At 62.8% G+C, this 21,826-nt stretch carries 25 protein-coding genes; 13 read left to right on the forward strand and 12 right to left on the reverse strand.

Going from position 1 to position 21,826, the window contains the following annotated elements; genetic code table 11:
- Nucleotides 1-9: 9 nt before the first annotated feature.
- Complete coding sequence (xth, locus tag SynA15127_RS03380) at nucleotides 10-843, reverse strand: exodeoxyribonuclease III (protein WP_186485000.1); 834 nt, start codon at nucleotides 841-843, stop codon at nucleotides 10-12.
- A gap of 55 nt (nucleotides 844-898) precedes the next feature.
- Between xth and SynA15127_RS03385 the strand changes: the two genes are divergently transcribed.
- On the forward strand, nucleotides 899-1,192 hold the full coding sequence (locus SynA15127_RS03385) for a hypothetical protein (protein WP_186485001.1): 294 nt from the start codon (nucleotides 899-901) through the stop codon (nucleotides 1,190-1,192).
- Here the strand turns inward: SynA15127_RS03385 and SynA15127_RS03390 are convergent.
- Entirely contained in the window at nucleotides 1,140-1,943 is an 804-nt protein-coding gene (locus tag SynA15127_RS03390) for a lipopolysaccharide assembly protein LapB (protein ID WP_186485002.1), read from the reverse strand. The genes SynA15127_RS03385 and SynA15127_RS03390 overlap by 53 nt on opposite strands.
- 91 nt (nucleotides 1,944-2,034) lie before the next feature.
- Here SynA15127_RS03390 and SynA15127_RS03395 point away from each other — a divergent pair, with 91 nt between their 5' ends.
- From SynA15127_RS03395 to SynA15127_RS03420, 6 genes are read left to right on the forward strand one after another with little or no spacing between them, the layout of a single operon-like run.
- The gene (locus SynA15127_RS03395) at nucleotides 2,035-2,682 is read left to right on the forward strand and encodes a hypothetical protein (protein WP_186485003.1); all 648 of its coding nucleotides are present in this window, start codon (nucleotides 2,035-2,037) and stop codon (nucleotides 2,680-2,682) included.
- Complete coding sequence (locus tag SynA15127_RS03400; RefSeq protein WP_043695544.1) at nucleotides 2,682-3,326, forward strand: hypothetical protein; 645 nt, start codon at nucleotides 2,682-2,684, stop codon at nucleotides 3,324-3,326. Before SynA15127_RS03395 ends, SynA15127_RS03400 begins: the two co-directional genes overlap by 1 nt.
- A complete protein-coding gene (gene larC, locus SynA15127_RS03405; RefSeq protein ID WP_186485004.1) occupies nucleotides 3,323-4,594 on the forward strand; it encodes a nickel pincer cofactor biosynthesis protein LarC in 1,272 nt (423 codons plus the stop codon). The genes SynA15127_RS03400 and larC overlap by 4 nt, the downstream gene beginning before the upstream one ends.
- Nucleotides 4,591-5,508, forward strand: a complete 918-nt coding sequence (locus tag SynA15127_RS03410) for a lysylphosphatidylglycerol synthase domain-containing protein (protein WP_186485005.1) — start codon at nucleotides 4,591-4,593, stop codon at nucleotides 5,506-5,508. Before larC ends, SynA15127_RS03410 begins: the two co-directional genes overlap by 4 nt.
- An 8-nt stretch (nucleotides 5,509-5,516) precedes the next feature.
- Nucleotides 5,517-6,482, forward strand: a complete 966-nt coding sequence (locus tag SynA15127_RS03415; RefSeq protein ID WP_186485006.1) for an esterase-like activity of phytase family protein — start codon at nucleotides 5,517-5,519, stop codon at nucleotides 6,480-6,482.
- Between the two features lie 10 nt (nucleotides 6,483-6,492).
- Complete coding sequence (locus SynA15127_RS03420) at nucleotides 6,493-8,640, forward strand: PhoX family phosphatase (protein WP_186485007.1); 2,148 nt, start codon at nucleotides 6,493-6,495, stop codon at nucleotides 8,638-8,640.
- Here the strand turns inward: SynA15127_RS03420 and SynA15127_RS03425 are convergent.
- The 6 genes from SynA15127_RS03425 to SynA15127_RS03450 form a co-directional block, all read right to left on the reverse strand.
- Nucleotides 8,619-10,127: an iron ABC transporter permease gene (locus SynA15127_RS03425; protein ID WP_186485008.1), complete on the reverse strand. Its 1,509-nt coding sequence runs from the start codon at nucleotides 10,125-10,127 to the stop codon at nucleotides 8,619-8,621. The two genes, SynA15127_RS03420 and SynA15127_RS03425, sit on opposite strands and share 22 nt — an antisense overlap.
- On the reverse strand, nucleotides 10,124-10,633 hold the full coding sequence (locus tag SynA15127_RS03430) for an ABC transporter substrate-binding protein (RefSeq protein WP_255475558.1): 510 nt from the start codon (nucleotides 10,631-10,633) through the stop codon (nucleotides 10,124-10,126). Before SynA15127_RS03430 ends, SynA15127_RS03425 begins: the two co-directional genes overlap by 4 nt.
- 180 nt (nucleotides 10,634-10,813) lie before the next feature.
- Nucleotides 10,814-10,975 carry a hypothetical protein gene (locus SynA15127_RS03435; RefSeq protein ID WP_173402151.1) on the reverse strand — a complete coding sequence of 54 codons (162 nt, stop codon included), beginning with the start codon at nucleotides 10,973-10,975 and terminating at the stop codon, nucleotides 10,814-10,816.
- A gap of 13 nt (nucleotides 10,976-10,988) precedes the next feature.
- A complete protein-coding gene (locus SynA15127_RS03440) occupies nucleotides 10,989-12,107 on the reverse strand; it encodes a GTP-binding protein (RefSeq protein ID WP_186485010.1) in 1,119 nt (372 codons plus the stop codon).
- Nucleotides 12,108-12,126: 19 nt separating this feature from the next.
- Nucleotides 12,127-12,414 (reverse strand): 4a-hydroxytetrahydrobiopterin dehydratase, encoded by a 288-nt coding sequence (locus tag SynA15127_RS03445; protein WP_186485011.1) that lies wholly within the window; start codon nucleotides 12,412-12,414, stop codon nucleotides 12,127-12,129.
- Nucleotides 12,415-12,438: 24 nt separating this feature from the next.
- Nucleotides 12,439-13,065, reverse strand: a complete 627-nt coding sequence (locus SynA15127_RS03450; RefSeq protein ID WP_186485012.1) for a secondary thiamine-phosphate synthase enzyme YjbQ — start codon at nucleotides 13,063-13,065, stop codon at nucleotides 12,439-12,441.
- Nucleotides 13,066-13,153: 88 nt separating this feature from the next.
- On the opposite strand from SynA15127_RS03450, the gene SynA15127_RS03455 reads away from it, so the two are divergent.
- From SynA15127_RS03455 to SynA15127_RS03465, 3 genes are read left to right on the forward strand one after another with little or no spacing between them, the layout of a single operon-like run.
- On the forward strand, nucleotides 13,154-13,579 hold the full coding sequence (locus SynA15127_RS03455) for a thiol-disulfide oxidoreductase DCC family protein (RefSeq protein ID WP_186485013.1): 426 nt from the start codon (nucleotides 13,154-13,156) through the stop codon (nucleotides 13,577-13,579).
- Nucleotides 13,580-13,603: 24 nt separating this feature from the next.
- Nucleotides 13,604-15,130 carry a carboxypeptidase M32 gene (locus SynA15127_RS03460; protein ID WP_186485014.1) on the forward strand — a complete coding sequence of 509 codons (1,527 nt, stop codon included), beginning with the start codon at nucleotides 13,604-13,606 and terminating at the stop codon, nucleotides 15,128-15,130.
- Between the two features lie 58 nt (nucleotides 15,131-15,188).
- The gene (locus SynA15127_RS03465; RefSeq protein ID WP_186485015.1) at nucleotides 15,189-15,776 is read left to right on the forward strand and encodes an inorganic diphosphatase; all 588 of its coding nucleotides are present in this window, start codon (nucleotides 15,189-15,191) and stop codon (nucleotides 15,774-15,776) included.
- 34 nt (nucleotides 15,777-15,810) lie between these two features.
- Here SynA15127_RS03465 and SynA15127_RS03470 read toward each other — a convergent pair whose 3' ends face one another.
- Complete coding sequence (locus SynA15127_RS03470) at nucleotides 15,811-16,758, reverse strand: phytanoyl-CoA dioxygenase family protein (protein ID WP_255475559.1); 948 nt, start codon at nucleotides 16,756-16,758, stop codon at nucleotides 15,811-15,813.
- 135 nt (nucleotides 16,759-16,893) lie between these two features.
- Here SynA15127_RS03470 and SynA15127_RS03475 point away from each other — a divergent pair, with 135 nt between their 5' ends.
- Nucleotides 16,894-17,391: a L,D-transpeptidase gene (locus SynA15127_RS03475; RefSeq protein WP_255475560.1), complete on the forward strand. Its 498-nt coding sequence runs from the start codon at nucleotides 16,894-16,896 to the stop codon at nucleotides 17,389-17,391.
- Here SynA15127_RS03475 and hemC read toward each other — a convergent pair whose 3' ends face one another.
- The gene (gene hemC / locus SynA15127_RS03480) at nucleotides 17,392-18,345 is read right to left on the reverse strand and encodes a hydroxymethylbilane synthase (protein ID WP_186485016.1); all 954 of its coding nucleotides are present in this window, start codon (nucleotides 18,343-18,345) and stop codon (nucleotides 17,392-17,394) included.
- Between the two features lie 226 nt (nucleotides 18,346-18,571).
- On the opposite strand from hemC, the gene SynA15127_RS03485 reads away from it, so the two are divergent.
- Nucleotides 18,572-18,949, forward strand: coding sequence for a DUF6561 domain-containing protein (locus SynA15127_RS03485; RefSeq protein WP_370594013.1), 378 nt, complete (start codon nucleotides 18,572-18,574; stop codon nucleotides 18,947-18,949).
- A 252-nt stretch (nucleotides 18,950-19,201) separates the two neighbouring features.
- Here the strand turns inward: SynA15127_RS03485 and SynA15127_RS03490 are convergent, their stop codons facing one another.
- Nucleotides 19,202-19,417, reverse strand: a complete 216-nt coding sequence (locus SynA15127_RS03490; RefSeq protein ID WP_255475561.1) for a DUF3303 domain-containing protein — start codon at nucleotides 19,415-19,417, stop codon at nucleotides 19,202-19,204.
- Between the two features lie 264 nt (nucleotides 19,418-19,681).
- On the opposite strand from SynA15127_RS03490, the gene SynA15127_RS03495 reads away from it, so the two are divergent.
- Nucleotides 19,682-20,059 (forward strand): AbrB family transcriptional regulator, encoded by a 378-nt coding sequence (locus SynA15127_RS03495; RefSeq protein WP_043695592.1) that lies wholly within the window; start codon nucleotides 19,682-19,684, stop codon nucleotides 20,057-20,059.
- A 98-nt stretch (nucleotides 20,060-20,157) separates the two neighbouring features.
- Here the strand turns inward: SynA15127_RS03495 and rpoD are convergent, their stop codons facing one another.
- Nucleotides 20,158-21,600 carry an RNA polymerase sigma factor RpoD gene (rpoD, locus tag SynA15127_RS03500; protein WP_186485018.1) on the reverse strand — a complete coding sequence of 481 codons (1,443 nt, stop codon included), beginning with the start codon at nucleotides 21,598-21,600 and terminating at the stop codon, nucleotides 20,158-20,160.
- Nucleotides 21,601-21,826 lie beyond the last annotated feature (226 nt).

Consider the following 21,826-nt stretch of genomic DNA (forward strand, 5'->3'; position numbering starts at 1 on the left):
GCTGTCCGTTCAGATCAGCAGGTCGTCTTCATCCGCCTCATCGGCGGGTGGCCAGTCGAGATCGACGGACACGGGTGCATGATCACTGGGCTGCTCGTTGCCCCGCTCCTGTTTGTGGATGACGCAGCTGCGTGCCAGTTCCAGCAGTTCATCACACAGATAAATGTGGTCGATGCGCCAGCCGCGGTCCCGGTCCCAGGCCCCGGTGCGGTAGTCCCACCAGCTCCAGTGGCCGCTGTCGGGTTCGAAGACCCGGAAGACATCCTGCAGCCGGTCACCGAGAGCGGCCTTCAGTGCCTCGCGCTCGGCTGAACTGGCCATGATCCCCCCGGTCAGTCGGTCGGGGTCATGAATATCGCGGGCCTCCATCGCGATGTTGAAGTCCCCCACCATGCACAGGGGCTCTCCGCGTTCCGCCTGCGCGTCCAGATACCGACGCAGGCAGGCCAGCCAGCTCAGTTTGTAGGGGTACTTCTCTGATTTGAGCCCTGAACCGTTGGGCACATAGAGGTTCAGCACCCGGACACCGTCAAGCCTGGCGCTGATCACCCGCTTCTGTTCGCTCAGGGTTCTGGCGTCTGAATCATCGGGAAGCTCGCCGATGAATCCGCAGCGGACGTCCTCAAGCGCCTCGCGACTCACCATGGCCACACCGTTGTAGGCCTTCTGACCATGGATGCTCACCCGCCACCCCGCCGCTTCAAAGGCCTTGAGGGGAAACTGCGGATCATCCACCTTGGTTTCCTGCAGGCAGAGCAGATCGGGCTGGTTGGTCTCCAGCCAGCTCAGCACCTGGGCAAGCCGGGTGCGCACGGAATTGACATTCCAGGAGGCGATCTGCACGGCGCTGTGGCGTCTGGTCGAGACGCTTAGCATTCAACGATCGTTATCTGCAGGGATGATCCTCCGGTTCACTTCCGTCGCTCTGGTGTTGCTCGCCCAGGTTCCTGCGGTTCAGGCCCAAGTGGAAACCCAGTACCAGAACAGGGAGGAGCGTGAGATCTACGGAAACGGCGCTCAGGGTTCCGAAAGCGGTTCGATCCTCGATGCCACCAACCCCATGGATCTGATCAACCGCATCCGACAGGCAGGTTCTCTCGACGACGCCACACCTCCTGCCGACGCCATCGATGCCGCGCTCAAGGCGCTGGAACTGCAGCCTGCGGAAGAGAAGCAGGTCGCCCAGCCCTGATCCGCAGGGCACTCAATCCCCAGGATGAGGCCAGTGTGTCGATGAGCTCATCGGTGTCACTCTCGTTGCCTCGTCTCTGGCGTGCCTTCTCAAGCAGATCACTCACCTCCTCCGCCTTCCCCTGTTCCTGGCGCAGCATGGCCAGAGCCAGAAGCGGCCGGGCATCCGTCGGTGACTCCTCAGCCAGCTGTTGATAAAGCCCGGCAGCGGCGTTGGCCTGCCCACTCCGCCGCTGTAGGTCCGCGAGGAGCATTCCCATGTCCCCACGTCGCCCTGGCCCAAGGTTCTGGAAGCGTTGTATGAGCAACTGAAGCGCCTGGGTCGTGCGTCCGTCCTGGATCTCCACGAGAACGCGCAGTTTCAGCACTTCCGGATGATCGGGGTGCAGCCGCAGCAGTTGATCGAGGTCCGTTCGGGCTCCACGGCTGTCGCCGTTCAGCCGACGCAGGTCCGCCATCAGCAGAGCCAGTCCCAGGGAGCCCGGTTCCTTCTCCAGGAGTGGGTGCAGCACCTGCTGCGCCTCCTGAAGTCGGCCCAGGGCCAGAAGTCTCTCCAGAAGCTGGCGCTGACCCTCGTCATCGAGTTGCTCATCCCCGAGCTTCTGCATCAGATCGCTGACCTGCCGGTCCACCACCAGACGGCTGCCGCGGGCTGCGGTCTGCGGAGCGAATGATGCGGCCGTGAGCCAGCCCACCAGGCCGGCTCCCAGGAGAGCTCCCGCCAGCAGGATCAGGCGGAGCGGGCGGGGCATCACAGCGCTGTCTGTCAGAGGAAGTCTGAAGAGGCTTCAGGGTGCTGGCTACAGTCGACCTGCGGGTTTTGCCGCCGCCCCAATCAATTTCATGCGCAACCACCCGATTCCCCCGGTCACCGAACCGCTGCAGTACCGGGCGATCGGTTTGGTCCGCGGGACTTACACCCCGAAAGAGCCCGAGCAACTGACGCGAGGAGCCTTGCTCGACAGCAACGGCGTCGAACTGGAGACAGTGGTGCTCGGACGGGTGCTGACTCTGATGCGTCGGCATCTGGCCATGGATCAGTCCCATCTCTGGGTGGTCTACCCACGCTGCAGGGAGAACGATCAACTGCACCTGCAGATCGCCGGGATCTGGGAACCCAGCACCCTCGACCCGGATCAGAGTGATGCCGATGACACCCTGCCGGAAGGGGATGACTACTTCTCAATCCGAGGTGAACTGATCTTCACTAAACCCGAAACGGGTGAGCTTGTGGTGAAGGTGCGTCAGCAACCCCGTGCGGATGGAACCCGCCCGCTTCCCTTCAAACTTCAGATGAAGGGAGAACTCCCCCTGGAGCATCTGCGTCATTTCGTCAGTCTGGATATCCGCCGGCAGGGGCAGGAGCTGCATCTCGAGCGTCATGAGGTGATCGCACCGATGCCCACGCGGGGTGGCAAGACCAAGGGGGGGCGCGGCCAGGGGGGGCGGCGCGGTGCGGCGTCACCCCGGAGCACCCGGGCCCGCGGCTGATGGCGGAGGGCCAGGGATCCACGGGCACCCTCAGGGCCGCCATCGTCGTCGCAGCCATCACGGGGCTCGGTGCCTTCGGCCCGGTGATGGGAATCTCCCCGGCCTGGATTGTCGTGGTGGTCGGAGGAGGTCTGGTGGCTCTCAGTGTCGATGCCGCCAGCTGGCAGGGGATGGGTGGTCATCTCCTTGCTGAAGCGATGCCCGGTGGTGAGGGGCGTCTGCGCCGCATCGCCGTTCATGAGGCGGGTCATCTGCTCATCGCCGAAGCGGAGGAGCTTCCGGTACAGCGGGTGATGGTGGGAACCCTGGCGTGTCTGCGCGCGGGGCTGCGCAGCAGTGGAGCCACGGAGTTCACCGTTCCGGAGAGTGTGCGGATGCCGCTGGAGGATCTACGACGCTGGAGCAGGGTTCTTCAGGCCGGCATCGCCGCTGAGACCGTGATCTACGGCTCGGCTCGTGGTGGTGCTGATGACAGGGCCCTGCTGGGCCGCCTCTGGGGGCTCTCGGGGCACGACGTCGCGACGGCGCAGCGGGAGCAGCGTCGAGCCCGCCGGGAAATCGAGCAGCAGCTGCGCCAGGACCGTTCCCAGCTCGAGGATCGCGTCGGAACGCTTCTGGCGGAGGCTCCGAGGCTCGGACGATGAACGGCCCCCCGCCCTTCCATGGTCGTCCTCTTCACATCGACTGTCCGACAGGGGTGGCCGGGGACATGTTGCTGGCGGCCTTGCTCGATCTTGGCGTTCCTGAGGCGGTGATCGAGACGGCTCTGGCCGATCTGGGCCTCGCCGGTCTCTACCAGCTCCGGAGCGAGGAGAGTTGCAGTTCCGGCCTGCGGGGTCTCCGCATCACGGTGAAGGCTCTCGAGCCGGAGCCCCCCCATCGTCAGTGGGCGGACATCCGTCAGCGGATCGAGGCAGCACCGCTGACTCCCGCTCTGCAGCAACGCGTGTTGGCGGTGTTCGAGGCTCTGGCGGAGGCGGAGGCCGCAGTGCATGGCACCAGCCCCGAATCGGTGCACTTCCATGAAGTGGGTGCCATGGATGCGCTGGTGGACGTGGTGGGGGTCTGTGCCGCTATGGAGCATCTGGCGCCCCTGCGTGTCACCTGCACGGCACCTCCTGCAGGACACGGCAGCGTGAAGTCAGCCCATGGGCAGCTGCCTGTTCCTGTGCCGGCGGTGCTGGAGCTGGCCCGGCGCCGGCAGATCCCGCTGCGTCATGACGGTGATCTGCCGGCCGGAGAGCTCACCACACCCACCGGTCTGGCGCTGCTGTCGGTGCTGGTGGATCACTTCTCGCCCCCGCAGCGGCTCACACCAGGGGAGATCGGCATCGGTCTCGGCCATCGTGAACTGGATCGTCCCAACCTGCTGCGGCTCATCCAGCTGAAGCCCCAGATCCCTGAGCAGGAGCCTGCATCCTCTGGAACCGATGGCTCTGATCCTGTCCCGCGATGGCAGCCGCTGGTGGTGCAGGAAGCCTGGATCGATGATGCGACACCGGAGGACCTGGCTCTGCTGCTGGCGGCGCTGCAGCGGGGAGGTGCCGTCGATGCGGCCTCGACGCCGCTCCAGATGAAGAAGGGGCGCACCGGTCAGTCAGTCACGGCTCTGGTGCTTCCGGATCGGGCTGCCGCCCTGCGTGAGATCTGGTTCGGCAGCAGCCCCACGATCGGTCTGCGGGAACGGGATCAGGGGCGCTGGCTGCTGCCCCGGCGAAACGGCATCCTTCATACGCCCTGGGGAGCGCTCCGGGCCAAGCAGGTCCGACGTCCGGACGGCAGTTGCACGGTCAAGCCGGAGGTAGATGATCTGCAGCGGCTCAGTCAGGACAGCGGACAGACCATCGCCGCCCTGAGGGCCTCCCACGCTGGCTGGGCGTTCAGCAGTGATCAGCCCTGGTCCTGGACATGAGCTGGCTTCGCAAGCCCAGTCTCTGGATCACCCTGGCCAGCCTTGGGTTCATGGCTGTGGCGCTGCATCAGCAGTCCGGACAGCTGATGGACCAGAGCCTTGATGGCCGGGGTTGGGCTTGGTTGCTGCTCGGAATGGGCCTGACCTGGGCCAGCATCCTGTTCAACGGTCTGGCCTGGTGCGTGCTGGTGGCCTGGCTCGGTCATCCGCCGGATGATGTCGCTCTGGTTCCGCTGTTCGTCCGCAGCAACCTTCTCAAGTACCTGCCAGGTGGCATCTGGCATCTGCTGGAGCGGGTCCGGGTGCTGCGCGGCTCCATCGGGGCGGGCCCCGCCCTGGCGACGGTGATCCTGGATCCGCTGCTCATCGTGGTGGCGTCGCTGCTGCTTCTGTCTCTCGGGGGCTGGCAGGGAGGTCTGCTGCTGCTGGCGCCGCTGCCGGCCCTGCTGATGCTGCCGCGCTGGCGGGAGCCGCTGCTGCAGAGACTGGAACGTCGCAAGGCGGAGCAACTGCAGAGCTCTGCCGGTGGAGACCTTGCCGAGCATGCATCAGGAAGCGGGCGCGGCGACTACCCCTGGGCGCCGCTGGCTGCTCAGCTGGGATTCGTGCTCACCCGGTTCGCCGGTTTTCTCTGCTGCGTTCAAGCATTTCAAATGCAGCAACCCTCCCTGCCTGTCTGGCTTGCGGCCTTCGCTCTGGCCTATGCCGTGGGTCTGGTGGTGCCTGGGGCACCTGGAGGACTTGGCGTGTTCGAAGCCACGCTGCTGCTGCGTCTCGGCAGCACCGTGCCGGAAGCTCCACTCCTGGCCGCCGTGCTCAGCTACCGGGTGATCTCCACACTGGCGGATGTCGTCGCAGCGCTGTCGGTTGCCGCCGACAGCGCCATGCTGCGACGTTTGAAGGCCCATCCCTGATCATCGCCATGGATGCCGCGCCTCCGCTGCCGCTCCCCTGTCCGCTGCAGGCCGGCTGGGAGCTGGTGCGGACGATCGAGCTGCCCAGGACCCTGGCTGATGGTCGGCCCCTGGGTGGGTTCTCAGCGGCGGCCTACCAGCGGAAGCAGGATCGCCTCTGGTTGCTCAGCGATGCACCCATCGGGTATCTGGTGCCCTGGGGTGGACTCGCTCAGGTGCTCCAGGGCCACCGGGACCCGCTGCGACCCGGCCGCAGAGTGCTGCTGAAGGGAGGCGATGGCCAGCCTCTGACCGAGGACTTCGATGGAGAGGGGCTGGTGGTCCAGGGCCGGCAGGCCTGGATCGCCAGTGAGGGGCGCCGTTCCTTGGAACGTCCGCCCCGGTTGATCCAAATTGACCTCGGCAGCGGCCGGCTGCAGCAGGAGCTGCCGATGCCGAAGGCCTGGCGGCCCACCACTGGGCAGGGCCTTGGCTCCAACAAAGGCCCGGAATCACTGACGGCCCTCGGCCCCGGGGATCTTCTGCTGGCGGCGGAGGCGCCTTTGCTGCAGCACCAACCCGGAGATGGAATCAGCCTGATGCGCCGCCGTTCCGGTGACGCGATTCGCTCCGCAGGGGCGCTTGATTCGGGTGCCTACGGCCGCCATGACGGACTGACGGAACTGCTCGCCCTGCCACTTCGGCAGCAGTTGCTGGGACTGCGGCGGGGGTTTGAGATGCCGGATCAATGGTCGGCCTGGCTTCAGCTGTTCGCCTTTCCCGATCCGCAGGGTCCTCCGTTGAAGCCGATCATCGGCTGGAACCTGCTGGAGGCTGGCCTGCCTCCAGACAACTGGGAATCCATGGCGGTGGGCCCCACGCTGTCGGATGGACGACAGACGCTGGTGTTGGCCAGTGATGACAACTTCAATCCGCTTCAGTCAAGCTGGATTGCGGTGCTGACTCCCCGCCGCAACGCTGCTTGCACCGATTGAGGCTTGACCGATGCGCCGTCGTTCCGTGCTCTCCCTGCTCGGCCTCGGCGGAGCCGGTGTGTTGACCGCCAAGGGACTGTCGGGCTGCATGGTGCAAGGGGGCAACAGCAGTGCGGCCAAAGGATTTCCGTTTCATCCGGTGCGGGTGCCCTTGCCGGTGGACAGTGATGGGCTCAACGCCTTGGATCAGCGGGCCACCTACCGGGAGCTGGCGGTGGAGGACCGGCTGACGGTCCCGGAGGGATTTCGGTCCCAGCTGCTGGCGGCATGGGGCGATCCACTCGGCGACAGCCGCTTCGGGTTCAACAACGATCACCTCGGCTTTGTCCAGCACGGTCCGGACCGGGCATCGATGACGGTGAACTTCGAATACATCAGCGCCGTGCCCTGGGTGCAGGGCTTCGAGGAGGTGGTGGGTAAGCCTCTGCCCTTCGCTGACCTCGTGTCTGTTCTGCAGCCCAGCGATGGCGTCATCGATTGCGGTGAACTGCCGGCCGGCGACCGACGTCTGCAGCAGATCCGTGCGGTCGCGGATGAAGCGATGACCGATCTCGGGATCGGGGTGATGACCCTGCAGCGGGATGGTCAGGGTCAGTGGCAACGGGCGCAGGGCGCCCAGGATCGCCGTATCACGGGGATCAGTGGTCTTGAGGACCCCAAGCAGCAGCTGCTCAGCACCGGTCCAGCTACCGCGGTGTTCACGGCCAGCAAACGGCAGGGCTACGACGATGGCCTGGGCGACAGGATCGTCGGCACCTTCGCCAACTGCGGCGGAGGCATCACCCCCTGGGGAACGGTGCTCAGTGCTGAGGAGAATTTTCAATCCCAGGTGCCGGAACCGGTTTATGCCGATGGCAGTGCGGCCGCACCATCACAGCGTCCCTTGGTCTGCCGGAAAGGAAAACTGGGTGGGCTGGGCAATGTCTACGGACTAGCGGGCAACAAGTATGGCTGGATGGTGGAGGTGGATCCGACCTCGGCTGGCCGGGCAGCGGTGAAGCACACGGCCCTCGGCCGCTTCCGCCACGAAGCCGTGGCGGTTCGGGCTGAAGCCGGCAAGCCGCTGCAGGTGTATTCGGGCTGTGATCGCCGCGGCGGGCATCTCTATCGCTTCGTCAGCACTGACCGTGTCGAAACGGTCCAGGACAAGAGGAATTCACGGTTGTTCGAGGCCGGCGAGCTTCATGTGGCGCGCTTCCGTGCCGATGGCAGTGGTGAATGGCTGGCGGTGACACCGGAGGCCGAGGTGAATCCTTTCCGTCCCAGCCGTTTCAGCGATGCGGATCTCGGCTGTCCTGTGGAGCTGCCCCACAGCGATCGCAGTCAGGCGGGAGCGGAACTCTTCCGGGAGGATGCGGCTGTCGAGGACTACTGCCGCCGTTTCGCCACCCTGTCGGATCTGTACCGGGGTGAGGGAGAGGCGCTGCAGGGGGCGATTCTGGTGGATGCCCACCTGGCGGCCAGTGCGATCGGGGCGACCCCCACGGCCCGTCCGGAGGACACCAAGATCGATCCGATCAGTGGAGATCTGCTGATCGCTTTCACCTCCGGATCCCCCGGATCGACAGGGGGGGCTGACCCTGCCGTGTTCCAGGGACCCGACGGACAGAGCAGCTGGCCCAACGGATGGGTGATGCGCCTGAGTGAGTCCGGCCAGAACCGCTTCACCTGGCGCATGGCTGTGACCGGTGGAACCCCCTGGGCCGGCGGTCTCGGTTTCACCAATCCCGACAATGTCGCGCTCGACAGCAAGGGAAACCTCTGGATCGTCACCGACCGTTCGATGAAGTCGTCAGCGGGTGATGTGTTCGGCAACAACAGCTGCTGGTTCGTTCCCCGCAAGGGCAGCCAGGAGGAACAGGCGGCCTGCTTTGCCACGGGACCGATGGAGTGCGAGGTGACGGGGGTGTGCCTCGATCAGGCCGAGTCGTCGCTGTTTCTGGCGGTTCAGCATCCCGGTGAGGTGAACGGCAGCCGGGCTCAGGTGGATGAGGAGGTTCAGGCCCACGAGCTGCAGGATCGTGATGGTGGCGTTTTCCAGCAACTGCGCACAGTGCCGCTGGGGTCCAACTGGCCGGCTCAGGCTCCGGGCCGGCCCCCCCGTCCGGGCGTCGTGGCGATCCGCCGCCTCAGCGGTCAGCCTTTGCTGGAGGTCTGATCGAGGCTGGGCACCAGGGCCATCGATGCCACCAGCCCCAGCACCAGGATCATCAGTGCCGGCAGCAGCGCTTCCGCCAACCGCTCGTCACTGGCGTACTGATAGACACGCACGGAGAGCGTGTCGAAATCAAAGGGCCGCAGAGCGAAGGTCAGCGGCAGCTCCTTCACGGTGTCCACGAACACCAGCAGCAGTCCCACCGTCAGGGGACCCCGCAGGAGCGGCAGATGCACCCGACGCAGCACCTGCTGCCAGTTGAACCCCATCCCGGTGGCCGCTTCATCGAGACTGGGGCTGATGCGTTCCAGGGCGGCATCCAGGCCGCCTTTGGCCACGGCTAGGAAACGGTCGCTGTAGCCCCAGAGCAGCAGGACCAGCGGGGCCAGCTGCCAGGGGCCGCCGGTGAGCAGCAGAGCCAGTGCCAGCACGGTGCCGGGCACGGCGTAGCCCATGCCGGCCAGGAAGGTGAGGCTCTGCAGCCAGCGGGCTTCACTCCAGCGCTTGGCGATCGCCAACAGCAGGGCCGTGACCACAGCCAGGACGGCGGCGGCCAGCGCCAGCAACAGGCTGCGGAGACTGAGCTGCCAGAGGTCGGCCTCCAGGTTGCCTGCCAGCTGTTCCAGATTCGTGGCGGCCCAGATCAGCGGAGTCCCCAGGCTCAGCAAAGGCGGAATCAGACTCAGCAGCTGGGCCACGAGTGCCCGAGGCCCCTGCAATGTCCAGGCTGTGGCATCCCCTCCGGCCACACCGTCACTCCAGCGGCGGCTGCGACGCCGAAGCCGCCGTTCGCACACCACCAGAGTCAGCACGATCACCAGGGTGATCAGGGCCAGGGTGATGGCACCGGTTGGATCACTTTCGGCCTGCCAGGCCTCCAGGATGCCGGCCGACAGGCTGGGGATGCCGAGGAGTTGAACAGCTCCCAGCTCGTTGACGATCTCCATGCCCATCAGGGCAACACCGGCTCCGATCGCCGGAAGCGCGATCGGTAGCGCGACCCGCCGAAAGGCGGCCCATGGACCGATCCCGAGGCTGCGGCAGGCCTCCAGCTGCCGTCTGCCGCTCATCGCGAAACTTTCTGTGCTCAGCAGAAACACGTAGGGATACGTGGACAGAGCCATGACGGCGATGCCCCAGGCCAGGCCGTGGATGCGCCAGCCCTGGCGGCTGCCCAGATCCACCAGCGTCGCTGACAGCAGATAGGCCGGGGTGGCCAGGGGGATCAGCTGGGCGATGCGCAGCCAGCGACGGCCGGGAAATCGGCAGTTGATCAGCAGCCAGCCGTTGGCGGTGCCGATCAAGGTTCCGGCGATGGCACTGCCCAGCAGCAAGCTCAGCGTGCCGCGGATCTGGAGGCCACCATCCGGGCCAAGGCTGCCGAGACCGTCGCGGATTCCCTGCAGTCCCTCCACGATGAGGGTCAGCACGGGCCAGATCGCCAGCAGAGCAAGCCCGGCAGCCGTGAGTCCCAGCAGCCGACGACTCATTGCCAGCGGTTGGCAGCCATCAGCTCGACGGCTTTGGCATTCAGCTCACCGAGCCGCTGCGCCGACACCTTGCTGGAAAGGGCCAAGTCAGCGTCGCCCTTGTCACCAGCCTGCATGCGGCCGAGGTAGTAGCTGTTGGCCAGAGCGACGCCGTAGTCGCCCTGAGCGACGGCCCCGACCATGGGCGTGTCACTGCTGAACACCGGCTGAGCCACGTTGGCCATCATTCCCTGAATCCATTGCGTCATCTCCTGCTCCCCGGCGGTGTCCAGCATGAATGCCACCAGCGACTGGTGGTAGACGCTGCGACGGTTTCGCAGGGAGAGCCTGCCCTTGAGAGCTGGAGCTGCCAGGTCTTCATAGCGGCTCACTTCGTTGGCCTTCACCTTCTCGGCATTGAACATCGGGGCCCGCAGCCGGCGCGTGAAACCGAACCAGCGGTTCTTGCTGTCGCAGGCGATCAGCAGGATCCCGATGGACACGGCCAGAGAGGCCTGTGCCGCCACTTTGCAAAAGCGGCACTTATTGAGAATGAAATGCATTCGCGGCATTGCTCTTTGCGAACGTAACGCAATAGCGATGCCCCGCTCTGCGGTCTCTCCGTTCAGCTGTTGTTCGACAAAAAAATCCCTCGCCGAAGGCGAGGGAAGGGTGGTGAGGTGAATCGTGATGATTGCTTTGAAGAATCAGCGACGCTGGTCGCGAACCGGGATCGGAATCAGAACAGGTTCACGCAGGCCACCACCGCTGTTGTCATCGTCGGAATCGGCCAGCAGCCAGAGCAGAAGACTTGTCACCAGCAGAAGGGCAACCAGGGTGATGGGCTCTGCCATGGGGGTGTTCTCCATCACGCCACATTAGTCAGTTCAGCCCGTTTCCGCTCGATCCGGCGGAGGGGTTACCGGCGGCTTCCTCATCCACGCAGGCCTGGAGCTGTTGCCGCAGGGTGTCGTGATCGATGTCGCGTCCGATCAGCACAAGCTGGTTCTTGCGTTCGCCGGTCCAGTCGGTGTCGTCAATCGAAAAGCGCTTTCCTGCGAGATGGAACACGTGACGTCGTTCGCTTTCGTTGAACCAGAGAATGCCCTTGGCGCGGAACACCTCAGCTGGCAGCTGATTGTCCAGAAAGTTCTGGAACCTTCGCAGGGCGAAAGGCCCATCACTCTGGAACGACAGCGACGTGAAACCGTCGACGGCGAGGTGATCCGAGTGGCTGTGGGCGTGGTCGTGATGGTCGTGGCTGTGGTCGTGATGGTCGTGGCTGTGGTCGTGATGGTCGTGGCTGTGGTCGTGATGCTCGTGGCTGTGGTCGTGATGCTCGTGGCTGTGGTCGTGATGCTCGTCTTGCGTCGAAACCTTGTCCGACTCGAACAGACCGACGCTGAGCAGCAGAGGCAGTGGCACGTCTCCCTGGGTGGACCGCAGGATGCGGGCATCGTTCTTCACCTCCCGGAGCTGCTGTTCAACGGTCTGCAACCGCTCCTCCCCCACGAGGTCACACTTGTTCAGCATCAGGATGTCCCCGTAGACCACCTGGGCCCGCCCGACCTGGGTATCGAGAACGCTCTGGTCGAAGTTCTCCGCATCGATCAGCGTGATGATCGAGTCCAGTCGCGTCTGGTCGCGCAACTCGCTGCCGAGGAAGGTCATCGCCACCGGCAGAGGATCGGCCAGACCAGTTGTCTCCACAACGATGTAGTCCAAGGCCTCTGGACGTTCAAGCACCCGCTCCACCGTCTGCATCAACTCGTCGTTGATCGAGCAGCAGATGCAGCCGTTGCTCAACTCCACCAGCTCCTCTCCTGTGGAGACGATGAGTTCGTTATCGATGCCGATCTCACCGAATTCATTCACCAGCACAGCGGTCTTCACGCCCTGCTGATTGCTGAGAATGTGGTTGAGCAGAGTGGTTTTTCCGGCACCGAGGAAGCCCGTGAGAATCGTCACCGGGACCCCAACCGGGGCTGATGCTGCAGTCATGAGATCTGCCCTGTTGAGCTCATGCTGGCAGCAGAGCGTCGATGGCTGCCGAAAGCTCGGCGTCCATCGTGCTCAGGCCCCCCAGATCGTGGGTGGAGAGTTCGATCTTCACTCGGTTGTAAACGTTGCTCCAGTCGGGGTGGTGCTGACGGGATTCGGCCAGCAGTGCCACGCGGGTGATGAAACCGAAGGCTTCCACAAAGTCGCTGAACACAATGCTGCGGCGCATGGCGGTGTCGCCCACCTCCCAGGCGGGACGCTCCTGTTGAAGCTGCTGGCGTTGTTCAGGCGTGAGCAGGGTCGGCATGCCGAGAGGGGATTCCTGGTGAGTTCATTCTCCTGCCAGGTCGTGCAGTCGGTCCACCAGCAGATCCACCTCCGTGTTGACGCCACCGTCGCCGGCCCAGGCCTCCGGGTCATGTCGGGCCTGGATCGCTTCGTTGAGCCGCGTGCTGTTGCGACGGGCCAGCAGTGAGGTCGTGTCGCTGGAGCGGGAAGGCTGCTGCACTTCAGGTTTCAGGGTGCCGATGAGGTGGCAGGCAATGCGGCGCTGATGGGGAGCTCGGCGGTGCTCCCAGAGGTAGACCGCCTGCCAGGTGCCGAGCAGCAACCGTCCGTTCTCCACGCTGAGACTGAGGGCCTGACAGGTGAGAGCTGTCCGGATGTGCGCTGGCATGTCGTCCGGCCCTTCATCGTCGTGGAGGTAAGCCCTGGACTCCGGAACCATGTCGTCCATCCAGGCGGCGAGGTCCTTGAGAACCCGGGGGTCAGCGTTCTCGTTGATGGTGAGACTGGCACTCGTGTGCAGGCAGGTGAGGTTCAGCACCCCTCGGGCGATGCCACTGGTGGCGATCCAGCGGCTCAGGGCCGGATCGATCCGGGAAAAGCCACGACCGTTGGTGCTGAAGTCCAGCGTTTGCAGTGCCTGATGGCTCAGGGGAGTGATTCCAGACGTCATGACGGAATGGACATGATCTGTTCAGCGTGGCGCTGCTCGCGATCAAGCGCCTGCCTGCTGCAGGCTGTTGCAGCTCTGCACCCCGTCCATGTCCGCATCCACGCCAGCGGATCTCACACTTCTCTTCGATGGCGGCTGTCCTCTCTGTCTTCGCGAGGTTCACTTTCTGCGTCGTCGTGACCGCGATGGACGCATGGCTTTCGTCGACATCGATGCGTCGGATTACGACCCGGACCTTCATCAAGGAGTCAGTTATCGCGAGGCCATGGGCCGCATCCATGCGATCACGGGCGATGGAACCATCCTTCGGGATGTGGCGGTGTTCCGCGAGGCCTATCGGCTGATCGGCCTGGGCTGGATCTATGCCCCCACTCGCTGGCCGTTGATCGGGACCCTGGCGGATTGGGCCTATCGCGTCTGGGCTGCACGGCGTCTGCAGGTCACTGGGCGTCAGAGTCTGGAGGTGCTGTGTGCAGATCGCTGTCAGCCCTTGGGAGTCGATCAGGCTGGTTAGGGTCGAAACAGTTGTGGATCTCCCGTGGCGTCAACGGCCTGGCAGCGCCTGGGTGACCATCTCAGAAAAACCCAGCTGCTCGGATCGATCCAGTCGGCGCTCTACTGGGATCAGAACACCCGCATGCCGAGGGGGGGGGCAACCTGGCGCGGTGAGCAGCTCACGCTTCTGGCCAGCGAGCTGCATGCCCTTCAGAGCTCAGAGGCTTATGCAGATCTGCTGGCCGATGCGCGCTCGGAATGGCCCGGTTCCGACGATGTCCACGGCAGTGGCGGGCATGGCCGGAATCTCGATCTTCTCGAAGAGGATCTGAGACGGCAGCAAGCGCTGGATCCTTCCCTCGTGGCCTCCCTGGCCACAGCGAAGGCAGATGGTTACGCCCGTTGGCAGGTGGCACGCCAGCGCTCGGACTTCAGCTTGTTCAGTGGAGCGCTTCAAACCCTGATCGATCTGCGTCAGGAGCAGGCGCGTCAGCTGGCGGAGGCTCGTTCCTGCTGGGAAACGCTGGCACAACCCTTTGAGCCCGATCTGAGCCTTGACCGGCTGCAGCAGCTGTTTGCACCTCTGCGGGAGCGACTCCCGTCACTGATCGACAGTCTGGATCGGGAGCAGCGCCCGTCCACCGCTGGCTGGGACCTGCCGGAGCAAGCTCAGCAGCGGCTCTGCGAGGAATTGCTGCAGGAGTGGGGACGAGATCCCTCGATCACCTGTCTGGCCCGTTCTCCCCATCCGTTCTCGATCACCCTCGGCCCATCCGACTACCGCATCACCACCCGGGTGGTGAGCGGTCAACCGCTTTCGTGTTTTCTGGCAACGGCTCATGAATGGGGACACTCGCTGTATGAGCAGGGTCTTCCGAATCAGAGTCATCAATGGTTCTCCTGGCCTCTCGGCCAGGCGACATCCATGGCTGTGCACGAAAGCCAGTCCCTGTTCTGGGAAAACCGGGTCGCTCGCAGTCGATCCTTCGCGGAACGGTGGTGGACGCGTTTCGCCGACGTGGGAGCGCCTCTGACCTGTGGTGAAGATCTCTGGCGCTCGATGAATCCACTCGCTCCCGGGCTGAATCGGGTGGAAGCGGATGAACTCAGCTACGGCTTGCACATCCTGATCAGAACCGATCTTGAGATCGCTCTTCTTGAGCAGGGTCTGGAGGTGGCTGACCTGCCGGCTGAATGGAACCGCCGTTACACCGAGCTGCTTGGTGTCACTCCCGCCAATGACGCTGAAGGTTGTCTACAGGATGTCCACTGGAGTGAAGGGCTGTTCGGTTACTTCCCCTCCTACCTCCTGGGTCACCTGATCAGTGCCCAGCTGGGCGAGGCGATGACCGCTGAGATCGGAGCGCCGGAGGATCATGTGGCCCGTGGTGATGTGCGCCCTCTTCTGAGTTGGCTGCGTCAGCATGTTCATCTCGTCGGCAGAGCCGTCAATGCTGAGGATCTGGTGGAGCAGGTCAGTGGTGCACCCCTGAGCAGCGCTCCCTTCCTTCGTTATCTCGAGGGCAAGCTGAGCACCCTGGCAGACAGGGGGGCGACTGCCCTGTTCTGATCGTCCAGGGGCTTGCCGGCGGTCCCCCGTAGGATCCCGGCGCTGTTGACCGCCGTTCATGGCCAACCTCGATCAGGCTCCCAGCCGCAGCATGCCCAACCTGCTGCACGTGCTGCCGGCCTTCGCTGACGAATCCGAGCTCCGCCTTAACACGATCGTGGAGCTCAACTCCAACACGATCAACAAATACGAGCTGATCACAGAGACCGGGCATCTGAAGCTGGATCGCGTCGGCTACTCCTCACTGGCTTACCCCTTTGCCTACGGCTGCATACCCCGCACCTGGGACGAGGACGGTGACCCGCTCGACATCGAGATCGTCAGTGTCACGGAGCCCCTTGTCCCTGGTTCGATCGTTGAAGCCCGCATCATCGGGGTGATGACCTTTGATGACGGCGGCGAAGTCGATGACAAGGTGATTGCCGTCCTGGCCGATGACAAGCGGATGGACCACATCAAAAGCTTCGAGGATCTCGGTGAGCACTGGAAGAAGGAGACCACCTACTACTGGGAGCACTACAAGGATCTGAAGAAGCCCGGCACGTGCACAGTGAACGGATTCTTCGGAACCGAGAAAGCCGTTGAGATCATCAAGTCCTGCGAAGCCCGCTACCTGCAGGAGATCGCACCGAAACTGGTCGATTGATCCGGAGGAGCGAGGGCGGGGCTGTCCCCGCCCCTCATCTCTGATACATGTTTACCAGAACGGCACGTTCTGCATCGGGTTGCTGAGGCAGCCCGCGATGGGCTCCTCTCTGAGAGGAGATCACCATATCGCCGGCTTTTGCAAACATCGGCAGGGCTTCGCAGCCTCCGAGTTGGCTGTATTCGTACAGCCCGATTTCATTCTCCAGGTTGAAACGACGGCTCCGCTTCCAGCTGCTTCGATCCCTGTGGGACCTCTTCACATAGCAATAGGGGCCTTCAGCAAGGCTGTTGACCTCGGTCAGGAAGAGAAAGGACTTGTACTTGAGGGAACGTCCATCGCAGTGAAAGCTTCGGGTGTCCTGGACGCCGCGGTTGATGTAGAGGTTGCGGCACTTCACGTGCAGGGGTGTGAGACTTGAGGTCATCACCAGGCGGCGGATGATCGGTTCCTGGAGGCTCATGGCCACCAGATCCTTGATCTCGTCCGACAACCGCTCGGGATGAAAGATATCGATCATGCCGGCGTCGCTGCCGCTGCGTCCGTCGGCACGCTTGATGCGGTGATTGATCACCGCGCGATCGGCATCCACGAATGTGTTGTATCCCTTGAGCACCCGCTGATCCGGCAGATTCAGATAGGCGATGTCATCCAGACCCGATGTCTCGTGGTTGGTGATGGCGTCGAGCAGCTGATTGATCTGGCCTTGAAAGCGTTCGAGCTGGTCCGGGTTCAGCACCTCGGAGATCAGGATGATGCCCTGGCGACGAAGGGTCCAGGCTGCCTTGAGAAACAGGCGCCTGCTTCGGCAGATGCCATCGAACGGAAAACAGATCGCTTTGGTTTCGCGTTGGCGGTCCTCGCCGCTCAGCAGGCTCGGCAGTGTCGGCTGCGCGGCCTGGTTCGGGAGAGCTGACTCTGCGTGGGCCAGGGCGGACGTCCTCTGCCGGAACGGACCTGGGAAGGGTACAGCTTTCTGCAAAGAGCATCGGACGCCCAGCACTGTCTCAGATTGAGACGAAGAGACCCTTAAGAGTTGCCGTGCCGCTCAAGAAATGGCTGGCTACCTCGCCAGAGATGCATAACTTGAGACCAGTAAGACTCATGAGTCCTGCGGATGCGTCTCCCTCTGCTTCTCTCCGGGGTCGCTCTGGCGTCCATCGCAGCGCTCCCTGTCTCCGCGGCCGCAGCTGAGCTGGCCATGCGCCGATCGTCCTCCTCATCCCGGGTTGTTCTCGATCTCAGCCGGCGTGAAATCCGTGTGGTCAGCGGAGCCCGCAGGCTCGGCCCCTGGCCGGTGGCCATCGGTGATCCCTCGACGCCCACCCCACTGGGTGAATTCGCCATCCTCAACAAAAAAGTCAATCCGGTTTATGTGACGCACAAAAATGGACAGCGTCGTGAGTTGGTGGGTCCGTCCAGCCCGATCGGGGATCGTTATCTGGCGTTCCATCGCAACGGCCGGGGAGAGTTTGGAATCCATGGCACCCCTTGGCCTCACTGGGTCAGGACCCGTGCTGCGGTCAGCCTGGGCTGTGTTCGCATGCTCAACGACCACGTGCGTCAGCTGTTTGAGGTCGTTGATGTCGGGACGACCGTGGAGATCAGAAACTGATCAGGCTTCCGGCCGCACGGCTTCAAAGATCTCCTGAAGAATCTCACCGGCTCCCTGCTGCTTGAGAGTGTTGGCGAGGGCCAGGCCGATCGGCTCAGGATCAGCGGCAGGCCCGCTGGCCTGATCCCGAATCAGACGCAGTCCATCCAGGCTGGCCACCATGCCGGTCAGGACGAGCTGATCGCCTTCGAACCTGGTGTTGACTCCGATGGGCACCTGACAGCCCCCCTCCAGTTCCCGCAGGAAAGCTCGTTCCGCAAGGCATCGCTGGGATGTGGGGGCATGCTCCAGCACCTTGATGATCTCCAGAACTTCCGGCTGGCCTTCCACGCATTCGATGCCGAGAGCTCCCTGGCCGACGGCATGAAGAGAGATGTCTCCAGGAATGAGTTGATGAATGCGGTCGGCGAAACCAAGGCGACCCAGTCCTGCAGCGGCCAGGATCAGGCAGTCGTATCCACCGCTGTCCAGCTTCTCGAGACGGGTGATCACATTGCCGCGGACGTCTTTGAATTCCAGGTGTGGGTAGTGATGGCGCAGCTGGGCCAGGCGCCGCAGAGAACTGGTGCCGACGACGGCCCCTTCCGGAAGGGTCTCGAGGGTGTGATCGGCATTTTTGGCGTTCACCACCAAGGCATCGGCGGGGTCCTCCCGCTCGGTGATGCAACCGAGCATCAGGCCTTCCGGAAGATTCGTGGGGAGGTCCTTGAGGGAATGGACCGCGATGTCAGCACGCCCCACAAGCATCTGGGCCTCCAGCTCCTTGGTGAACAGACCCTTGTCACCGATCTTGGCCAGGGCGACGTCCAGGATCTTGTCTCCCTGGGTCGCCATCGCTTCGACGCTGACGGTGAGCTGGGGATGGGCCTTCTCAAGTTCGGCCTTCACCCAGTTGGTCTGCACCATGGCCAGCTGGCTGCGTCGGGAGGCGATGCGCAGTTCGGTGAGGGCCATGGACAGGGCGAATCAGCCCGTCAGACTACGCAGGCAGGGTCACGACTTTCCCGAATGTGAAGGTGGGGCGACCCATCAGGTGGCGACGAAGGGATCTGAAAACTGCGTAACATTCCCCAAAGCACATTCGGTCATGCCGGGACCAGTGGTGAGCGGAGTACGTCAATCGGCTTCCCTGAATCAAAAACTGATTGATGAAGCGGATTCGGAGACCCATCTCAGCCTGATGTCGGAAGGAAGTATCCGCTTGTTGCTGCTCACAAGTGGCGATCTGCTCATAGCGCGTCTTCGCAACACCACCGATCGTGATGGAGATCCCGCTTACCAATTGATCAGGCCACGACGGGTCTGCCTTGCGGATCCAGGACAGTCGTTGCCCTGGCGACTTGAAGCGTTTCTTGAGGGGCTGACGCCTCAACGCAATGTCGTTCTGTTCAAGACAGCCCTGGCGTCTGTGCTGGAGCCTGATTCCCGGCTCGTCCAGATCTATGCAGAGATGACCGATCAGGAATGTCCGCTGGAAGAAACCCCTGTCGAGCGCCTGAAACGGGCGTTTCAGGAGTTCACAGAGAGTTTCGACGCAGACCAGCAGGAGCCTGTCTGAGCCAAGCGTTTCACAGTCTGATTGGAGCCTCAAAAAAAACCCCGACGTCTCGCCGGGGCGTGATCTCTTCCGTGTGAGGAGGGCGTCTCAATTCCCTCTCAACCCTTATAAGGGGTTGCCCTGCTGAATGGAAGGGAAGATGTACTTACGTGCTTTTCAGCCTGCTGCTGCGTAGTCGGCTTCCTTTTTGGCGACGAATTCGTCATCGCTCATCACAGGGTTGATTTCGATCTGAACCTTGAAATGCTTGATCTAGGGAGCGGTGTGTTGCCAGACTTTGCTGATGTGGTCTGCGCACACGTTCGCCGTGCCCCAGCCGCCTTGAGGATCACAGACGCGATATTTCACCTCAAATCCGTCGAAACGGTCGGCAGGACTACCGCTTCGGATGTAATCGGCGAAGGCGACTCCGGCGGCCCAGCTGTCTTCCTGGGAGGCGAAGTTCCAGTTCAGTTGGTAGTGGTGCACGTTCTGATTGCCATGGCGATCAGATCCTGCTCCCCAAATCAGATCGAATGCGTTGGTGACGCAACGCTGCGCTGTACTGTCCACAACCCAGCTGGCACGATTTGTTGTCAGGCTGCAGAATGAAGTTGATCAGGGTTGATCTGCGAGCTCGAGAGTTGGAGTCGCAGCGTTTTCGATCAGTTGGTATCACGCCATATCTGGTGGTTGATCCTCTGGACAGGTACCAGATGTGATGTATGGTTGTGTTATTCCCGCTTGTTTCTCATGTTGACCGGCGCTGATCTTCTCACCAAGGTCAAGGAACTTGGTGATGTGTCCAAGACTGACCTGGCCACGGCCTGTGGTTATGTCTCCAAGAAAAAGGACGGCTCCGACCGCGTGAATTTCACGGCGTTTTACGAGGCTCTGCTCAATGCCAAGGGAATTGACCTGGGCGGTGGTTCCGCTGGTATCGGCAAGGGTGGACGCAAGCTCTCCTACATCGCCACTGTTCAAGGCAATGGCAACCTTCTGATTGGCAAGGCCTACACGGCCATGCTCGAGCTCAATCCCGGAGATGAGTTTGAGATCAAACTGGGTCGCAAGCAGATCCGTCTGATCCCCGTTGGTGGTACCGATGAAGAGGAGACCACCGACGAGTGAGTCTCGTCTGATGGCTTACCACTTCAGTCAGCCACAAAAAAAGACCGCCAAATGGCGGTCTTTTTTTGTGGCAACGAATCCGTGTCAATCGGATCGTTTCACTTGATGTATTCCTTGAGAACGCCGTTGCGGTTGGGGTGGCGCAGCTTTCTGAGGGCTTTTGCCTCGATCTGACGGATCCGTTCGCGGGTCACATCGAAGATCTGTCCGATCTCCTCCAGGGTCTTCATGCGGCCGTCATCCAGGCCGTAGCGCAGACGCAGCACATCACGCTCTCTTGGGCTGAGGGTGGCGAGCACACCTTCGAGATCTTCGCGAAGAAGATTCTTGGCCACGTCCTGCTCTGGATTCTCGATGTCGGCTTCAATGAAATCGCCGAGGCGGGAATCCTCCTCCTTTCCGATCGGTGTTTCCAGGGAAATCGGCAGCTGAGCGCTCTTGGCGATGAAACGCAGCTTCTCGATGGTCATCTCCATCGATTCGGCGATCTCCTCTTCTGTCGGTTTGCGACCGAATTCCTGGGACAGCACCTTGGTGGTTTTCTTGATCCGGGAAATCGTCTCGTAAAGGTGAACGGGAAGACGGATGGTGCGGCTCTGGTCCGCGATGGCGCGGGTGATCGCCTGTCGGATCCACCAGGTGGCGTATGTGGAGAACTTGTAGCCCTTCTCGTGATCGAACTTCTCAGCCGCACGGATCAGGCCGAGGCTGCCTTCCTGAATCAGATCCTGGAAGCTCAGGCCTCTGTTCATGTACTTCTTGGCGATCGACACCACCAGGCGCAGGTTCGACTGCACCATCTTTTCCTTGGCCCGACGCCCCAGCATCAGCCGGCGTCGGAAGCGGATCAAGGGCATTTCAACCAGAGCAGCCCATTCCTTGGTGTCGGGATGCTTGCCGTTGTCGCTTTCGAACTGTGCTGCCAACTCCTCGAGATGGAGCAAGTCGGCAATCTTGCGCGCCAGTTCAATCTCCTCGTCCGGCCGCAGCAGACGGATCCGGCCGATCTCCTGCAGGTAAACCCGGATGGAGTCTTCGGTGTAGACCCCCTTCGGGCCGATCTTGATGCTGGCGAGGGCCTTGGCTTTGGCCTCCTTTTCCGCAGCAGCGGCCTTCGCTTTCTCCTCGGGAGAAACTGTGGCTACCGCTTCTTTCGAGGCGGCGTCCTTGGCTTTGGCTGTTGCTGCGCTGGCTTTGGCGCCGGTTTTGCTCTTGGCGACCGAACTCCGGGCCGGCTTCGCTTTGGCTGCCGCAGCTTTCGTGGCCGCTGGTTTCTTTGTCGCAGTCTTGGAGGCTGCCTTCTTCACGGAGGTTGACGTCTTGGCGGCCTTGTCGGTCGTGGCCTGATCGGCTGCCGCCAGCAGCTCATCGGCGGCGGCGCTCAGATCCTTGCTACTGGATTTTGACCGGCTGGTCCGTGCTTTCGCGGGTGCTTTTTTCGTCTCCGCCTTGCTGGCGGATGTCACCTCCTTCAGCTCTCCATTGGCATTGGCCAACAGAACGATGTCCGGTTGAGCTGTCTTGGTGGCGGAAGGGCTCATAGCGATGAACAGAAGGCGGAAAAGGTGCTGCGGACTGCTGGGCCGGAACACGCGCCATGGCGTGTCGGAACAGGCAAAACCTCTTGGAACTTGAACAGCGTTCAAAAGCTGCTCAGGAACCGGTTCTTTGAGTGCTGGAGGGGGCGTTCCGGTAAACGGGGCGTCCGAAGGGCGACATCCTGACTTGCCCGGGGTGGTCTCAGACCGGCTGGAGCTGCAGGAAGGT

The sequence above is a fragment of the Synechococcus sp. A15-127 genome, assembly GCF_014280215.1.
Taxonomy (GTDB): domain Bacteria; phylum Cyanobacteriota; class Cyanobacteriia; order PCC-6307; family Cyanobiaceae; genus Parasynechococcus.

Bases quoted from the DNA above. Each gene is read 5' to 3' on its own strand.
- SynA15127_RS03485 (WP_370594013.1), top strand. From the start codon at position 18,572: ATGTCGGAAGGAAGTATCCGCTTGTTGCTGCTCACAAGTGGCGATCTG.
- larC (WP_186485004.1), top strand. From the start codon at position 3,323: ATGAACGGCCCCCCGCCCTTCCATGGTCGTCCTCTTCACATCGACTGT.
- SynA15127_RS03455 (WP_186485013.1), top strand. From the start codon at position 13,154: ATGTCCGCATCCACGCCAGCGGATCTCACACTTCTCTTCGATGGCGGC.
- SynA15127_RS03390 (WP_186485002.1), bottom strand. From the start codon at position 1,943: ATGCCCCGCCCGCTCCGCCTGATCCTGCTGGCGGGAGCTCTCCTGGGA.
- SynA15127_RS03415 (WP_186485006.1), top strand. From the start codon at position 5,517: ATGGATGCCGCGCCTCCGCTGCCGCTCCCCTGTCCGCTGCAGGCCGGC.
- SynA15127_RS03410 (WP_186485005.1), top strand. From the start codon at position 4,591: ATGAGCTGGCTTCGCAAGCCCAGTCTCTGGATCACCCTGGCCAGCCTT.
- SynA15127_RS03465 (WP_186485015.1), top strand. From the start codon at position 15,189: ATGGCCAACCTCGATCAGGCTCCCAGCCGCAGCATGCCCAACCTGCTG.
- rpoD (WP_186485018.1), bottom strand. From the start codon at position 21,600: ATGAGCCCTTCCGCCACCAAGACAGCTCAACCGGACATCGTTCTGTTG.
- SynA15127_RS03445 (WP_186485011.1), bottom strand. From the start codon at position 12,414: ATGCCGACCCTGCTCACGCCTGAACAACGCCAGCAGCTTCAACAGGAG.
- hemC (WP_186485016.1), bottom strand. From the start codon at position 18,345: ATGGCCCTCACCGAACTGCGCATCGCCTCCCGACGCAGCCAGCTGGCC.
- SynA15127_RS03400 (WP_043695544.1), top strand. From the start codon at position 2,682: ATGGCGGAGGGCCAGGGATCCACGGGCACCCTCAGGGCCGCCATCGTC.
- SynA15127_RS03395 (WP_186485003.1), top strand. From the start codon at position 2,035: ATGCGCAACCACCCGATTCCCCCGGTCACCGAACCGCTGCAGTACCGG.
- SynA15127_RS03385 (WP_186485001.1), top strand. From the start codon at position 899: ATGATCCTCCGGTTCACTTCCGTCGCTCTGGTGTTGCTCGCCCAGGTT.
- SynA15127_RS03450 (WP_186485012.1), bottom strand. From the start codon at position 13,065: ATGACGTCTGGAATCACTCCCCTGAGCCATCAGGCACTGCAAACGCTG.
- SynA15127_RS03435 (WP_173402151.1), bottom strand. From the start codon at position 10,975: ATGGAGAACACCCCCATGGCAGAGCCCATCACCCTGGTTGCCCTTCTG.
- SynA15127_RS03425 (WP_186485008.1), bottom strand. From the start codon at position 10,127: ATGAGTCGTCGGCTGCTGGGACTCACGGCTGCCGGGCTTGCTCTGCTG.
- SynA15127_RS03420 (WP_186485007.1), top strand. From the start codon at position 6,493: ATGCGCCGTCGTTCCGTGCTCTCCCTGCTCGGCCTCGGCGGAGCCGGT.
- SynA15127_RS03495 (WP_043695592.1), top strand. From the start codon at position 19,682: ATGTTGACCGGCGCTGATCTTCTCACCAAGGTCAAGGAACTTGGTGAT.
- SynA15127_RS03475 (WP_255475560.1), top strand. From the start codon at position 16,894: ATGCGTCTCCCTCTGCTTCTCTCCGGGGTCGCTCTGGCGTCCATCGCA.
- SynA15127_RS03440 (WP_186485010.1), bottom strand. From the start codon at position 12,107: ATGACTGCAGCATCAGCCCCGGTTGGGGTCCCGGTGACGATTCTCACG.